Genomic DNA, 14,279 nt, shown 5'->3' with positions numbered 1-14,279 from the left:
TTTCGCTAGTTTGCAGTTGCAGCATGATTGTTTATGATCGTTTATGATTGACATTCTGCCGCAGTCCACGCCAGATTGCACCCGAAGATGCGTGCCGCTGGGCCGCCTGAGGGAGGACATCATGTCAAAGACCACTGCCGGAACCCGGCTTGAAAGCCTGTGGGATGCAGGCCGCGCCGCCACGATGAGCGAGCCGGAGAAACTGCTCTATCGCTCGAATCTGCTGGGCTCGGACAAACGGATCACCAATTACGGCGGCGGCAATACCTCGGCCAAGGTGATGGTGGCCGATCCCCTGACCGGTGAGATGGTTGAGGTGATGTGGGTCAAAGGCTCGGGCGGGGATGTCGGCTCGATCAAGATGGACGGGTTTTCAACGCTTTATATGGACAAGCTGCGGGCGCTGAAGGGGCTTTACCGGGGGGTTGAGTTTGAGGATGAAATGGTCGGCTATCTGCCGCATTGCACCTTCAACCTCAATCCGCGCGCGGCCAGCATCGACACGCCGCTGCATGCCTATGTGCCGAAAAAGCATGTGGATCACATGCACCCCGATGCGATCATCGCCATCGCGGCTTCGGTGAATTCCCGCGAGCTGACGCAGCAGATTTTCGGCAGCGAAATCGGCTGGTTGCCGTGGAAAAAGCCGGGCTATGAGCTGGGCCTCTGGCTGGAGAGCTTCTGTCTTGAAAACCCCGAGGCCAAGGGCGTTGTGCTGGAAAGCCACGGGCTCTTCACCTGGGATGACGACGCGAAGCTTTGCTATGAAACCACCCTGCGCATCATCAACCGCGCGATTGAGTGGTTTGAGGGCGAGACCACGGGCAAGGTGATCTTTGGCGGTGCTGCGCATCAAAGCCTGCCGGAGGCCGAGCGTCGCGCGGTGGCCGCGCGGCTGATGCCCGCGATTCGCGGCATGATCTCGGGCGCGCAGCATATGGTGGGGCATTTCGACGACAGCCCCGCCGTGCTGGAATTCGTCAATGCGCGCGACATGCCCGCACTCGCGGCGCAGGGCACCTCCTGTCCCGACCATTTCCTGCGCACGAAGATCCGCCCCCTCGTGGTAGGCTTCACCCCGGCCAATCCGGATATTGAGGGCACGCTGGCCGCACTCGCGGGGCAGGTGGCCGATTACCGCGCCGACTATGCCGCCTATTATGAGCGCTGCAAACATGCCGACAGCCCGGCGCTCCGCGATCCGAATGCGGTGATCTATCTCGTGCCGGGGGTGGGGATGCTGTCCTTTGCCAAGGACCGGGCCACCGCCCGGATCTCGGGTGAGTTCTACACCAATGCGATCAATGTGATGCGGGGGGCCTCGACCGTTTCCACCTATGCCGGTCTGCCGGAGCAGGAAGCCTTTGATATCGAATACTGGCTGTTGGAAGAGGCGAAACTGCAACGGATGCCGAAGCCGAAATCGCTGGCGGGGCGGGTGGCCTTTGTCACCGGCGGCGCGGGGGGGATCGGTTCGGCCACGGCAGAGCGGTTCCTGCGCGAAGGGGCCTGCGTCATGCTGGCCGATATTGACGAGACGGCGCTGGCGGCCACGCTGCAAAACCTCGCCGGGCGCTACAGCGCCGATGTGGTGGCGACGGTGAAGATGGATGTGACCAGCGAGGCGGCGGTAGAGGCGGCCTATGCCGAGACCGCGCTGCGCTTTGGCGGCCTCGATATCCTCGTGTCCAATGCGGGCATTGCCTCTTCGGCCCCGGTGGAAGAGACGACGCTGGCGCTGTGGAACAAGAACATGGATATCCTCTCGACCGGCTATTTCCTCGTCAGCCGCGAGGCGTTCAAGATGATGCGGGTGCAGGGGATCGGCGGCTCGGTGGTGTTCATCGCCTCGAAAAACGGCCTCGCGGCCAGCCCGAATGCCAGCGCCTATTGCACGGCCAAAGCGGCGGAAATCCATCTGGCGCGCTGTCTGGCGCTGGAGGGGGCCGAGGCGGGGATCCGCGTCAATGTGGTGAACCCGGATGCGGTGCTGCGCGGCTCAAAGATCTGGTCGGGCGATTGGCTGGATCAGCGCGCCTCCACCTACAAGACCGACAAGGACGGGCTGGAAGAGATGTACCGCCAGCGCTCGATGCTGAAACGCTCGGTCCTGCCCGAGGATATCGCGGAAGCCAGCTATTTCCTGGCCTCTGATCTTGCGGCCAAATCGACGGGGAATATCCTCAATGTCGATGCGGGCAATGTCCAGGCCTTTACCCGGTGAGCATGATGATCGACAAATCTCTGATCGAGGCGGAAAACGCCAAACGCATCAAGGCCCTGCAGGAAGATTATGAGGCGCTGGGGGCGCAGCTTTCCCGCCGGGGTTTTGACATTGAAGCGCTGAAGGCGCGGGTGGCGGCCTACGGCGTGGCGGTGCCGAGCTGGGGGGTGGGCACCGGCGGCACGCGGTTCGCGCGGTTTCCGGGGATCGGCGAGCCGCGGCATATCTTCGACAAGCTCGATGATTGCGGCGTGATCCATCAGCTGACACAGGCCACACCCTCGGTCTCGCTGCACATCCCCTGGGACAAGGCCCCGGCGGCGGATCTGTTGGGCAAGGCGGCGGAAGTTGGTCTGACCTTTGACGCGATGAACTCGAACACCTTTCAGGATCAGCCGGGGCAGGCGCACAGCTATAAATACGGCTCGCTCTCCCATGCCGATGCCGCGACGCGGGCGCAGGCGGTGGAACATAATCTCGAATGTATCGAGATTGGCGCGGCTTTGGGGTCAAAGGCACTGACGATCTGGGTGGGGGATGGGTCGAACTTCCCCGGCCAGACCAACTTCACCCGGCAGTTTGAGCGCTACCTTGAAGCGGTGAAGCAGGTCTATGCCGGGCTGCCGGAGGATTGGCGGCTGTTCACCGAACACAAGATGTTCGAGCCGGCGTTCTACTCGACCGTCGTGCAGGACTGGGGCACCAACTATCTGATCGCCAAGGAGTTGGGCGATAAGGCGCAATGCCTCGTGGACCTGGGCCATCACGCGCCGAACACCAATATCGAGATGATCGTCGCGCGGCTGATCCAGTTCGGCAAGCTGGGTGGTTTCCACTTCAACGACAGCAAATACGGCGATGACGATCTCGATACCGGCTCGGTTGATCCCTACCGGCTGTTCTTGGTCTTCAACGAATTGGTGGATGCCGAGGACAAGCCGGGTTTCAGCCCGATGCACATGTTGGATCAAAGCCACAATGTCACCGACCCGATTGAAAGCCTGATGGTCTCGGCCACTGAGGTCTGCCGCGCCTATGCGCAGGCCTCGCTGGTGGACCGTCCGGCGCTGATGGCGGCGCAGGAGGGCAATGATGCGCTGATGGCGACGGCGGCGCTGAAGGCCGGTTTCCGCACGGATGTCGAGCCGGTGCTGGCGATGGCGCGTTATGAGGCGGGCGGGGCGATTGATCCGGTCGCCACCTACCGGGCGGCGGGCTACCGCGCGGCGGTGGGCGCGGTGCGCCCGGCGGTCAGCGGTCTGGGCGGCGGCATCGTCTGACCCCACCCGATCTGAAAGATCTGAAAGGCCCTGCATTGATGCGGGGCCTTTTCGCATTTCGGCAGGGCGCTCTGTGCAGGAAAAGCCTGCATCGGATCTGGACGTGTTGTGCGTTCGGCATATATTAGCATCCTAATAGTTAGCACGCTAATGGTTTGGATGATGGAAACGACAGAGCAACATTTCCTGCGGACGCTGATCCGGGTGAACCAGCTGTTGCGCCGTCATTATGACGACAAGGCGCAGGCGCTGGGCCTGACGATGAGCCGTGCGCGGGTGATCTCGCAGGTGGCGCGGACGCCGGGGGTGACACAGACCGAGCTTGCCCGGCATCTGGAGATTGAGACCCCCTCGGTGAAGCGCCTTCTGGACGGTCTGGAGGCGGGCGGCTTTGTGCAGCGCTGTGCGGTGGAAGGGGATCGGCGCGCCAATGGGATCTTCCTGACCGCGCGCGCGCAGGCCGAAGCAGGCGATATCGTCGGCTTTCTGGAAAAACTGGCGGCAGAGATCTTTGCCGATGTCGATCCGGCTGATGTTCAGGCCGGGACGCGGCTTCTCGACCGTATCCTGAGCAAGCTGGGGGACTGAGCCATGCGGGCGGATCAAGACATCCGGACCACGCAGGCAGAGGCGGCACCCGCGGCTGCCGTCGCGGCCGACGCGGGGTCGGAGGGCCACGTTGCGTTGCAGTCTGCCGACAGCTCTGCAGGGCAGGGCCTGACCGGGCAAGGGGCGCCGCTGACGGATGCGGCTCCGGCCTCTGATCCCGACCGCGCGCCAGTGCCGGTGCGCGAGGCCACCGTGCCGAGGGACCGGAGGCCGGAGCCGAAAGCCGCAGATCCGCACCCGCGGGCGCAAGCCGATGCGCGGCAGAGCCTTCCGGCACCCGCGCCGGAGGCAGGTGGCGAGACCGACGGCGCGACAGAACAGCCACAAGCGCCTCAGGCCCCTGCCGCGCCCGTGCCGCATCCCCCCGCGCGGGCGGCGGCCTATCTGCTGGCGGGAATGCTGATCGCGGTGACGCAGGCGCTGGGCTCCAGCCTGATCGCGGCCAACATCCCCTATGTCAGTGGCCAGATCGGCGGCACGCAGATCGAGGCCTCATGGCTGGTGGCGGCCTATATGGCGCCGCGCGCCTCGCTGTCGCTCTTGCTGATCAAGATTCGCACGCAGTATGGCCTGCGCAATTTTGCCGAGGTCAGCGTGGTCGCCTATGTGCTGGCGCTGCTGCTCAGTCTGATGGTGCACGATCTGCCCTCGGCGATCACCGTGGAGTTCATCTCGGGGATTGCCGCCGCGCCGATGTCGTCGCTGGCGTTCCTCTATTGCCTTGAGGCCTTCCCGCCGCAGCGCAAACTGACCTTTGGGCTGGTGATTTCGCTGACGCTGATCACGCTGGGATCGCCGCTGGCGCGGTTCATCTCGCCGGGGCTGATCGACAGCGGCCTGCCGCATGTGCTGACCTATCTCAGTCTTGGCCTTGCCTTGCCGGGCATGGCGATGGTGATGCGGCTGCCGCTGACCTCGCCGCCGCGCGCCAAGGTGATCAGCCTGCTGGATCTGGTCAGCTATGGGTTGATCGCCATCGGCATGGGCGGGCTGACCGTCGCCTTTCTGGAAGGGGCCAGCTACTGGTGGCTGGAGGCTTCGTGGATCGGGGTGCTGCTGGCGGTGTCCTTTGCGGCACTGGTCGCGGCGGCGACGATCGAATGGCACCGGGCCGAACCGCTGATTGATGTGCGCTGGATCGCCTCGCCCGCCATCGTGCATTTCACCGGGGCGCTGCTGGTGTTCCGCCTCATTCTGTCCGAGCAGACCTCGGGCGCGCCGGGGCTGTTTCGTCAGCTGGGCCTCTCGCCGCAGGAAATGCAGCCGCTCTTCGGGGTGATCATTGCCGCGACGCTGGCAGGGGGCCTGTTCTGCGCGCTGGTGATGAAGCCGGGGCGCGAAGGGGCGCTGCACATCCTGGCCCTGGTGCTGATCGCGGGCGGTGCCTATGCCGACAGCCATGCCACCGTGCTGACGCGGCCCGAACAGATGTATCTGACGCAGGGGGTGATTGCCTTCGCCGCCGCCCTCTTTCTGCCGCCCGCCATGATGACCGGGCTGATGAGCGCGCTGGCCAAGGGGCCGAATTATATCCTGAGTTTCATCATCGTCTTTCTGACCACCCAGAACATCGGCGGCGCGCTGGGCTCGGCGGCTTTCTCGAGCTTCATCCAGATCCGCGAAAGGCTGCATCTGGGGTTGTTGACCGATGGGCTGCAGCCGACCGACCCGCTGCTGGTGGCGCGGATCACAGCACTCAGCGGGCAATTGGCCGGCCAGATCCCCGATGCCGCGCTCCGCAAGGCGCAGGCGGTCAGTTCCCTCGCCAGCGACACCGCAAGTCAGGCCTATGTGATGGCCTATAACGATGCCTTCCGGCTGATTTCCGGGCTGGCGCTGGCGGCGCTGGGCGTTCTTCTGCTGCATCTCTTCCTGCGCTGGGCCTGGTCCCGCCGCACGACCTCCTCCCTCCAAGCTGCGTGAATGATATGAAAAAACTGCTCCCCACTCTCATCGCCATCCTCGTTGCCCTGACCGGGGTCGGGGTCTTGCTCTACACATGGCAGCTGCCGCCCTTTGCCAGCGGCGTCGCCATCACCGAAAACGCCTATGTGCGCGGCAAGGTGACCAGCATCTCGCCGGTTCTGTCGGGGCATGTGGCCGAGGTTCTGGTGCAGGATTACGACAGCGTGACCGAGGGGCAGCCGCTGTTCCGCCTCGATGACCGCAGCTACCGTCAGAAGGTGGCGCAGGCGGGCAGCCAGCTGGAGGGGGCGAAGGCGGCGCTGGCCAATGCCGATCAGTCGAAGAATGTGGCCGAGGCGACGGTGCGGCTGCGGTCTTCGGCGCTGCAGGCGGCCGAGGCGGCGCTGACCACCGCGCAATCCGCTTTTGACCGCAATGCCGCGCTGGCGGATCAGGGGGTGGTTTCGACCTCATCAAGCGAGCAGGCGCAGCTCAGCCTCGATCAGGCGCGGGCGGCGGTGTCGCAGGCGAACAGCCAGCTTGATGTGGCGCGCGAGGATGTGAAATCGGTGGAGGTCTCGCGCCACTCGCTTGAGGCGGCGGTGGGCGCGGCCGAGGCGGCGCTGCAACTGGCGCAGATCGATCTGGACAACACGCTGGTCAGCGCGCCAACCGCAGGCCGGCTGGGCGAGGTGGGCGCGCGGGTCGGCCAATATGTCAACGCGGGGTCGGCCCTCGTGTCGCTGGTGCCGCAGGATGTCTGGGTGATCGCGAATTTCAAGGAGACCCAGCTTTACGGCATGCAGCCGGGGCAGGCGGTCAGCTTTACCGTGGACGCGCTGAAAGGTCAGCGTTTCAACGGGCATCTGGCGCGGTTCTCGCCCGCGATGGGGTCGGAGTTCAGCCTGCTCGGTTCCGCCAGCGCCAGCGGCAACTTCACCAAGATCGCGCAGCGGCTGCCGGTGCGGATCTCGGTGGATCCGGAACAGGAGATGGCGGAATGGCTGACGCCGGGGATGTCGGTGGTGGTGAGCATTGCCAAATCCGATTATCTGCCGGGCGCGGTGCCGGATGGGGTGCCCGGCGCGGTGCCAGAGGCTTCCGGTCCGGCGGCGGCCGGGGCCGCACCCGTCGCCAAGGCCCCCGCACAACCCTGAAGGGCCTGACCGCCCGGAACTGACCCTGGAACTGACCCCGGAGCACGGGAGTGGGCTGGGAGCAGATACTGCTGGCAGGAAATGGTGTTCTGCGCGGTGGCGGGCCGCTGGTTTTGCGCTGAAGGATGCCGGAGGCGACGTGCAACCGCTGCGGCACGGCACATGATCTCATCGGGCCTGCGCGCCGGGAGCTTTTGCCTTGACAGGCGGCGGTCTTTCCCCGATAAGCCGCGCATCCGGGGGAAAGTCCGCTTTCCGCCGGGTTTTTGTTTTCAATATCGCCCTTGACCGGGCGCGCAGTCCGAAGGTGGGGGCAACCCCGGAACACCTGGCAACAGGGACCGCAGGACGCGGGTAATATGAAGGATAGACCCATGTTCGCGGTCCTCAAAACGGGCGGCAAGCAATACAAAGTGCAGGCGGGTGACGTGCTGCGCGTGGAATTGCTGAATGCTGCTGCTGGCGACAAAGTCCAGTTCAACGACATCCTGATGGTGGGCGGTGAAACGCTGACCGTTGGCGCGCCCCTCGTGGCCGGTGCTGCGGTGCAAGCCGACGTCATCGACACGATCAAGGCCGACAAGGTCATCACCTTCCACAAACGCCGCCGGAAGCACTCCTCGCAGCGGACCCGTGGTCACCGTCAGAAACTGACGCTGCTGCGCATCACCGAAGTTCTGGCTTCGGGCGCTGACGCCACCGGCGTGAAAGAAGCCATCGGCACCGCCGTGGCCCGTCGCGTTGCCCATGGCGCTGCCGAAGCTCCGGCTCCGGTTGAAGCCCCGGCAAAACCGAAGCGCGCTGCGAAAAAAGTCGCAGCCGAAGCTCAGGAGTAATCCCTCATGGCACACAAAAAAGCAGGCGGCTCTTCGCGCAACGGCCGCGACTCCGCGGGCCGTCGTCTGGGCGTGAAACTCTACGGCGGTCAGGCTGTGGTTCCGGGTGGTATCATCGTGCGTCAGCGCGGCACCACCTGGTACCCGGGCACCGGCGTCGGCATGGGTCGTGACCACACGATCTTCGCCGTCACCGAAGGCCGCGTGACCTTCAAGAAGGGCCTCAAGGGGCGCACCTTCATTTCGGTCCTTCCGGTCGCGGAAGCGGCTGAGTAAGCCGACCGTAACCCAAATCGACTATAGGGGGATCGGCCGGAAGGCCGGTCCCCTTTCTCATTTCTGCGTCATGGTCCTGCCGGGACCGGGCAGGGGGCGGGAAACAAAGGTGTAATTTTTCCGGGCTGTCTTGGTGTTGTCACCCTGTGGCCCCATTTGACTGTTAAAGATGCAGCCCAGTGCTGCACATGCGTTTCAGAGGAGGAAAGGCATGATCCAGGATATGATCACGACGCTGCCGACCATTGAGGCCGAGCGTTTCGTGCTGCGCCCCTTGCGCAAATCGGATGCCGGTCTGATCGCCATGTACACCGCCGACCGCCGTCTGGCCGAGGGGACGCGGGCGATCCCGCATCCTTTGCCGCCCGGCGCGACCGAGGCCTATGTGGCGCGCGCGATGTCGCCCAAACATGAGGAAGACGTCTGGGCGCTGGACGGCTCGGCGCATGGCCTGGCCGAAGTGCTGGGCGTGGTCTCGCTGACGCATTTGGAGGATGGTCAGTCCGAGGTCGGCTATTGGGTGGGCTCGGGGTTCTGGAACACCGGTTTCGCTTCGGAAGCCGTGGCGGCGCTGGTGGCGGCCAATCCGCATCAGGCGCGCACGCTGTTCGCCGAGGTGTTTCAGGACAATCCGGGCTCGGCCCGGGTGCTGAGCAACAGCGGCTTTGAATATCTGGGTGATGCCGAGAGCTGGTCTGTCGCGCGTGGCGCGCGGGTGCCGACCTGGACCTATCTCAAGAAGATGGCCTGAGCGATGCGCCGCGCCGTTTTGACCACGGCGCGGCTGACCCTGCGCCCGATCGAGGCCGGGGATGCCGGGGCGGTGATCGCCGCGCTTGGCGATTATGACACCGCGCAATGGCTGCGCCCGATTCCGCATCCCTATACCCAAGCTGATTTCGCGGCGCTTTTGCAGCTTTGCCGCCCGGGGAATCACTGGATGATCACCCGCGCTGGCGTCTGTCTGGGCCTGATCAGCCTTGAACCCGCTCTGGGCTATTGGCTGGCTCCCGCCGCGCGCGGGCAGGGCTACAGCGCCGAGGCCGCCCGCGCGGTGCTCGCCGCGCATTTCGCCGACCCCGGGGCGGAAACGGTGGAGAGTTATTACATGCTCGGCAATGCTGCCTCTGCCGAGGTGCTGACCGGCTTGGGCTTTGTGCCGACCCGCAAAGATACCGTCTTTGCCGAGGCGCGGGGGGCGGAGGTGCCGGTGCAGCGGATGGCGCTGTCGCGGATGGCCTTTGCCGCCGCGCAGCCTTTGGTGATCGAGACCGCCCGGCTGCGCCTCGATCCGCTGACCGCCGCCGATGCCGCCCCGTTCCACGCGCTGGTGACCCGGCCCGAGGTGGGGCGGATGCTCTTTCGCTTTCCCGCCGACTGGAGCCTGACGGCGGCGCAGGAATTCGTGGCGGGCTGCGCCTGGACCGGTACGCCGCCCTTCCGGCTGGGGATCCGGCTGAAGGGCGATGCGGTGGGCGCGCTCATCGGCACCATTGGACTTGCCGCGCTGGACAGCCCGGAGATTTTCTATTTCCTTGCGCCCGAACAGGCGGGGCAGGGTTTCGCCTCGGAGGTGGTCGCGGACTTTTCCCGTCAGGTGACCCGCTATTTCGGGCTGCCGCGACTGACCGCCGAGGTGTTCACCGACAATCCCGGCTCGGCGCGGGTGCTGGAAAAGGCGGGCTTTCGTCAGACCGGCACCGGCATGGGCGCCTCTGAGCAGCGCGAGGGCCTCAGCCCGCTCTGGCATTACGAGCGTCTGACGCCGCCGGAAGGCTGACCACCGGGGCGTCTGCAATGCCGCCCGACGTGCCAGAGTTGTGCAGCCCTGCGTGAATGCAAACCGGCTCTGCGCGCGGGGAACCCCAACCACCCTTGAATAAAATCGCATCTGCCTCTATCGCAGGGGCCGAAACCAGTGAAAGTCCGTCCGATGAAATTTCTCGATCTTGCCAAAGTCTATATCCGCTCCGGCGCGGGCGGTGGCGGCTGCGTCTCGTTCCGGCGCGAGAAGTTCATTGAATTCGGCGGCCCGGATGGCGGCGACGGCGGCAATGGCGGCTCGGTCTGGGTCGAGGCGATTGAGGGGCTGAACACGCTGATCGATTTCCGCTATCAGCAGCATTTCTTTGCCAACAATGGCCAGCACGGCATGGGCAGCCAATGCACGGGGCGCAACGGCGATGATGTGCTGTTGCGGGTGCCGGTCGGCACCGAGATCATCGACGAAGACGAAGAGACCGTGATCGCCGATCTGACCGTGGTGGGGCAGCGCGTGCTGCTGGCCAAGGGCGGCAATGGCGGCTTTGGCAACCTGCATTTCAAATCGGCGACCAACCGCGCGCCGAACCGGGCCAATCCGGGGCAAGAGGGGGTCGAGCGCACCATCTGGCTGCGGCTGAAGCTGATCGCCGATGCCGGGCTGCTGGGTCTGCCGAACGCCGGGAAATCCACCTTCCTTTCGGCGGTGTCGAATGCCCGCCCGAAAATCGCCGATTACCCGTTCACCACCCTCTTCCCCAACCTTGGCGTGGTGGGGGTGGATGGCAAGGAATTCGTGATGGCGGATATTCCGGGTCTGATCGAAGGCGCGTCCGAAGGCCGCGGCCTTGGCGATCTCTTCCTCGGCCATGTCGAGCGCTGCTCGGTGCTGTTGCATCTGGTCGATGGTACATCGTCGACGATCACCAAGGATTATCGCACGATCATCACCGAGCTTGAGGCCTATTCGCCCGATCTCGCCGACAAGCCGCGGATCACCGCGCTGAACAAGATCGACGCGCTGGATGCGAAAACCCTCGCCAGCCGCAAACGCAGCCTTGAAAAGGCGGTGGGCGGCCCGGTGTTCCTGATGTCGGGCGTATCGAAACAGGGCGTGACGGATGTGCTGCGCGCGATCTGGGCCGAGATCCAGCAAGATAAGGGGCCGGTCGTGGAGGATGCGCCTTGGCAGCCCTGAGCGACGTTGATCTGACGACAACAGTGGCCGCGCGCGCGCAAAAACCCTCGGTCGCGCAGGCGCGGCGGATCGTGATCAAGATCGGCTCGGCGCTGCTCGTCGGCCCCGAGGGGCTGAAGATCGACTGGCTGAAGGCGCTGGCGCAGGATGTGGCGCGGATGCGGGCGGGGGGGGCGGATGTGATCCTCGTCTCCTCGGGTTCCATCGCGCTCGGGCGCCGGGTGCTCGGCCTGCCGCAAGCGGCGCTGCCGCTGGAGCAGAGCCAGGCGGCGGCGGCGGTGGGGCAGATCCGCCTCGCGCGCGCCTATGAGGAAGTGCTGGCGCCGCATGGGGTGACCACCGGACAGGTGCTGGTGACGCTGGAAGATACCGAGGACCGCCGCCGCTATCTGAACAGCCGTGCCACGATGGAGACGCTGCTGGGCCTTGGCGTGGTGCCGATCGTCAACGAGAATGACACCGTGGCGACGGATGAGATCCGCTTTGGCGACAACGACCGGCTGGCGGCGCAGATCGCGGTGACCATCGGTGCGGATCAGTTGATCCTGTTGTCGGATGTGGACGGGTTCTATTCCGCCAATCCGAAAACCGACCCCACCGCGATCCGCTTTGAACTGGTCGAGCACATCACCCCCGAGATCGAGGCGATGGCGGGCGACCCGATCTCCGGCCTCTCGAAGGGCGGGATGAAGACCAAGCTTTTGGCCGCGAAAACCGCCGTCGCGGGCGGTTGCGCGATGGCGATCATGGAGGGCTCGGCGCTGCAACCGCTGAGCGCGCTGGAATCGGGCGCCAATTGCACCTGGTTCCTGCCCGAAGGCGACCCGCAGGCGGCCCGCAAACGCTGGATCGCCGCGATGAAACCGCGCGGCGAGATCTGGGTGGATGCGGGGGCGGTGGGTGCGCTCAACGCCGGAAAATCTCTCCTGCCCGCCGGAGTTACGCGCGTGGCGGGCAGCTTTGGCCGCGGGGATCCGGTCTCGATCAAGGCGCCGGATGGGGCAGAGCTTGGCAAGGGACTGGTGCGCTATACGGTTTCTGAGGCCCGGGTGATCGCCGGGCATAAATCCGGTGAGATTGAGGCACTGCTCGGCTATCCGGGCCGGGCGGCGCTGATCCACCGGGATGATATGGTCATCTGACGAAAAGAGGGGGGCGCTGCCCCCCGCCTTCGGCGCCCCCCGGGATATTTTCCACGAAGCAATGGGATGACGCGGACTTTGGGCTTGCTTCGTTAAAAATATCCCGCGGGGGTCCGGGGGCGCGAAGCCCCCGGCGGGTTCAGCCCGCGATGCGGTTGAGGACACGCGCCCAGCTGCGGATGCCTTTGTGGAAGCTCTCCACATCGTATTTCTCATTCGGCGAATGGATCTGATCGTCATCCTTGCCAAAGCCGATCAGCATCGCATCCATGTTCAGGACGGTTTTGAAATGTCCCGCGATCGGGATTGAGCCGCCGCAGCCGACGAAGGCGGCGGGCAGGCCCCATTCTTCGCTGAGCGCGCCGCGTGCCGCTTCAAAGGCCGGGTCCGTGACGCTCATCTGTCCCGCGCGGCTGGCGCCGTGGCCGTGGAAGCTGACGCTGCAATCGGCGGGCAGTTGCGCGGTGATCTGTGCGCGGAAGGCCTCGCGGATCGCATCGGGGTTTTGGCCGGGGACGAGGCGGAAGCTGATCTTGGCATGGGCTTCTGAGGGCAGCACGGTCTTGAACCCGTCGCCGGTATAGCCGCCCCAGATGCCGTTCACTTCGCAGGTCGGGCGCGACCAGATCATTTCCAGCGGCGTGCGGTCCTGTTCGCCCGCGGGGACCGAAAGGCCCACCTCGCCGAGGAAATGCGCGTGATCGAAGGCGAGCGCCTGCCATTGCGCGCGCATGTCCTCGGAGAGTTCCTCGACGCCGTCGTAAAAGCCCGGCACGGTGATGCGGCCGCTGTCGTCGTGCAGGCCCGCGATGATGCGCGAGAGCACCCGGATCGGGTTGATCGCCGCACCGCCATACATGCCCGAATGCAGGTCCTTGTTCGGCCCTTTGAGGGTGATTTCCTCGCCCAGAAGCCCGCGCAGCATGGTGACGATGGCGGGTTGTTTGTCGGCGAAAAGGCCGGTGTCGCAGATCAGTGCCAGATCGGCGGAAAGCTCGGGCGCGTTTTCTTGCATGAAGGGCACCAGCGAGGGAGAGCCGCTCTCTTCTTCGCCTTCCAGAAAGATCGTGAGGTTGCCGGGCAGGCTGCCGGTGACCGCCTTGTAAGCGCGGCAGGCTTCGAGAAAGGTCATCAGCTGGCCCTTGTCGTCGCTGGCACCGCGGGCGCGGATCACCTTGCCCTTCGGGGTCTCCTGGATCTCAGGGTCGAACGGGTCGCGGTCCCACAGGCTCAGCGGATCCACCGGCTGCACGTCATAATGGCCGTAGAACAGGATGTGTTTGCCGGGGGCTTCGTGCCGCGCCACCACCATCGGATGGCCGGGGGTTGCGCGCGTTGAGGCGGTAAAGCCGAGATCGGTCAGTTCGGCCACCAGCCAATCGGCGGCGCGGGCGCAATCGGCCTTATAGGCCGGGTCGGTCGAAATCGAGGGGATGCGCAGCAGTGCCATGAGCCGCTCAAGCGCTTGCGGCAGGTCGGCGTCGATCGTGTCGAGGACGGGGGTGATGTCAGCGGTCAGGGTCATCGGTCAGCTCCTTGCGGTTGCGGGCAGACTAGCAGGGGGGGCGCGACTGTCCAGCCATCGCCCGCCTGCCGCCGGGGAAGGGCCCGCGCGCGGGCCGGTGCCGGGTGCCGCGAGGGGGGAGCCGGAGGGGCCGGGTGCCGGAAGGCTGTTGTGGCTGGGCGGGGCAGCCCCGGCGTTCCGCGCAGGGCAGGGTTGCCGTTCCTGCAGGGGGGTGCGGCAAAGGCTGCAATTGACCCAGTGGGAAAAACCTTTATGTCGGACCCCGCAAACCGTCGGGCCGGATCAAAAGCTGTATTTGATCTTTATCAAGGTCTGTCGGGCATATCTGCCTTAGGGCTCTCCCCAGCGAACGGCAAGGGATACGGA

The 14,279-nt window shown here is 65.2% G+C and carries 11 protein-coding genes and 1 pseudogene; 11 read left to right on the top strand and 1 reads right to left on the bottom strand.

Features of this window, described 5'->3' with window-relative positions:
• Positions 1–121 precede the first annotated feature (121 nt).
• The 11 genes and pseudogenes from ACEN2S_RS16950 (at position 122) to proB (ending at position 12,388) form a co-directional block, all read left to right on the top strand.
• Positions 122–2,224, top strand: a complete 2,103-nt coding sequence (locus ACEN2S_RS16950; protein WP_441868059.1) for a bifunctional rhamnulose-1-phosphate aldolase/short-chain dehydrogenase — start codon at positions 122–124, stop codon at positions 2,222–2,224.
• A gap of 5 nt (positions 2,225–2,229) precedes the next feature.
• Entirely contained in the window at positions 2,230–3,504 is a 1,275-nt protein-coding gene (gene rhaI / locus ACEN2S_RS16945) for an L-rhamnose catabolism isomerase (protein ID WP_441868057.1), read from the top strand.
• Between the two features lie 162 nt (positions 3,505–3,666).
• Entirely contained in the window at positions 3,667–4,092 is a 426-nt protein-coding gene (locus ACEN2S_RS16940) for a MarR family winged helix-turn-helix transcriptional regulator (RefSeq protein ID WP_441868055.1), read from the top strand.
• Between the two features lie 3 nt (positions 4,093–4,095).
• Positions 4,096–6,036, top strand: coding sequence for an MFS transporter (locus tag ACEN2S_RS16935; RefSeq protein WP_441868053.1), 1,941 nt, complete (start codon positions 4,096–4,098; stop codon positions 6,034–6,036).
• A gap of 5 nt (positions 6,037–6,041) precedes the next feature.
• Positions 6,042–7,175: an HlyD family secretion protein gene (locus ACEN2S_RS16930; protein WP_441868051.1), complete on the top strand. Its 1,134-nt coding sequence runs from the start codon at positions 6,042–6,044 to the stop codon at positions 7,173–7,175.
• A gap of 374 nt (positions 7,176–7,549) precedes the next feature.
• Positions 7,550–7,933 (top strand): annotated as a pseudogene (rplU, locus tag ACEN2S_RS16925) (50S ribosomal protein L21); the annotation flags it as partial.
• An 84-nt stretch (positions 7,934–8,017) separates the two neighbouring features.
• A complete protein-coding gene (gene rpmA / locus ACEN2S_RS16920; protein WP_441868049.1) occupies positions 8,018–8,287 on the top strand; it encodes a 50S ribosomal protein L27 in 270 nt (89 codons plus the stop codon).
• A 211-nt stretch (positions 8,288–8,498) separates the two neighbouring features.
• Entirely contained in the window at positions 8,499–9,038 is a 540-nt protein-coding gene (locus tag ACEN2S_RS16915) for a GNAT family N-acetyltransferase (RefSeq protein WP_441868047.1), read from the top strand.
• 3 nt (positions 9,039–9,041) lie between these two features.
• A complete protein-coding gene (locus ACEN2S_RS16910; RefSeq protein WP_441868045.1) occupies positions 9,042–10,067 on the top strand; it encodes a GNAT family N-acetyltransferase in 1,026 nt (341 codons plus the stop codon).
• A gap of 153 nt (positions 10,068–10,220) precedes the next feature.
• Positions 10,221–11,246: a GTPase ObgE gene (gene obgE / locus ACEN2S_RS16905; RefSeq protein ID WP_441868043.1), complete on the top strand. Its 1,026-nt coding sequence runs from the start codon at positions 10,221–10,223 to the stop codon at positions 11,244–11,246.
• A 23-nt stretch (positions 11,247–11,269) separates the two neighbouring features.
• Complete coding sequence (proB, locus tag ACEN2S_RS16900; RefSeq protein WP_441868144.1) at positions 11,270–12,388, top strand: glutamate 5-kinase; 1,119 nt, start codon at positions 11,270–11,272, stop codon at positions 12,386–12,388.
• A 139-nt stretch (positions 12,389–12,527) separates the two neighbouring features.
• Here proB and ACEN2S_RS16895 read toward each other — a convergent pair whose 3' ends face one another.
• Positions 12,528–13,913 (bottom strand): dipeptidase, encoded by a 1,386-nt coding sequence (locus tag ACEN2S_RS16895; RefSeq protein WP_441868041.1) that lies wholly within the window; start codon positions 13,911–13,913, stop codon positions 12,528–12,530.
• Between the last annotated feature and the right edge of the window lie 366 nt (positions 13,914–14,279).

Origin of the sequence: Phaeovulum sp. W22_SRMD_FR3 (assembly GCF_052113705.1) — a bacterium.
Classification (GTDB): Bacteria; Pseudomonadota; Alphaproteobacteria; order Rhodobacterales; family Rhodobacteraceae; genus JBGQOG01.
This window is presented reverse-complemented; position numbering and strand designations above follow the sequence as displayed.

Bases quoted from the DNA above. Each gene is read 5' to 3' on its own strand.
- ACEN2S_RS16950 (WP_441868059.1), top strand. From the start codon at position 122: ATGTCAAAGACCACTGCCGGAACCCGGCTTGAAAGCCTGTGGGATGCA.
- rhaI (WP_441868057.1), top strand. From the start codon at position 2,230: ATGATCGACAAATCTCTGATCGAGGCGGAAAACGCCAAACGCATCAAG.
- ACEN2S_RS16940 (WP_441868055.1), top strand. From the start codon at position 3,667: ATGGAAACGACAGAGCAACATTTCCTGCGGACGCTGATCCGGGTGAAC.
- ACEN2S_RS16935 (WP_441868053.1), top strand. From the start codon at position 4,096: ATGCGGGCGGATCAAGACATCCGGACCACGCAGGCAGAGGCGGCACCC.
- ACEN2S_RS16930 (WP_441868051.1), top strand. From the start codon at position 6,042: ATGAAAAAACTGCTCCCCACTCTCATCGCCATCCTCGTTGCCCTGACC.
- rpmA (WP_441868049.1), top strand. From the start codon at position 8,018: ATGGCACACAAAAAAGCAGGCGGCTCTTCGCGCAACGGCCGCGACTCC.
- ACEN2S_RS16915 (WP_441868047.1), top strand. From the start codon at position 8,499: ATGATCCAGGATATGATCACGACGCTGCCGACCATTGAGGCCGAGCGT.
- ACEN2S_RS16910 (WP_441868045.1), top strand. From the start codon at position 9,042: ATGCGCCGCGCCGTTTTGACCACGGCGCGGCTGACCCTGCGCCCGATC.
- obgE (WP_441868043.1), top strand. From the start codon at position 10,221: ATGAAATTTCTCGATCTTGCCAAAGTCTATATCCGCTCCGGCGCGGGC.
- ACEN2S_RS16895 (WP_441868041.1), bottom strand. From the start codon at position 13,913: ATGACCCTGACCGCTGACATCACCCCCGTCCTCGACACGATCGACGCC.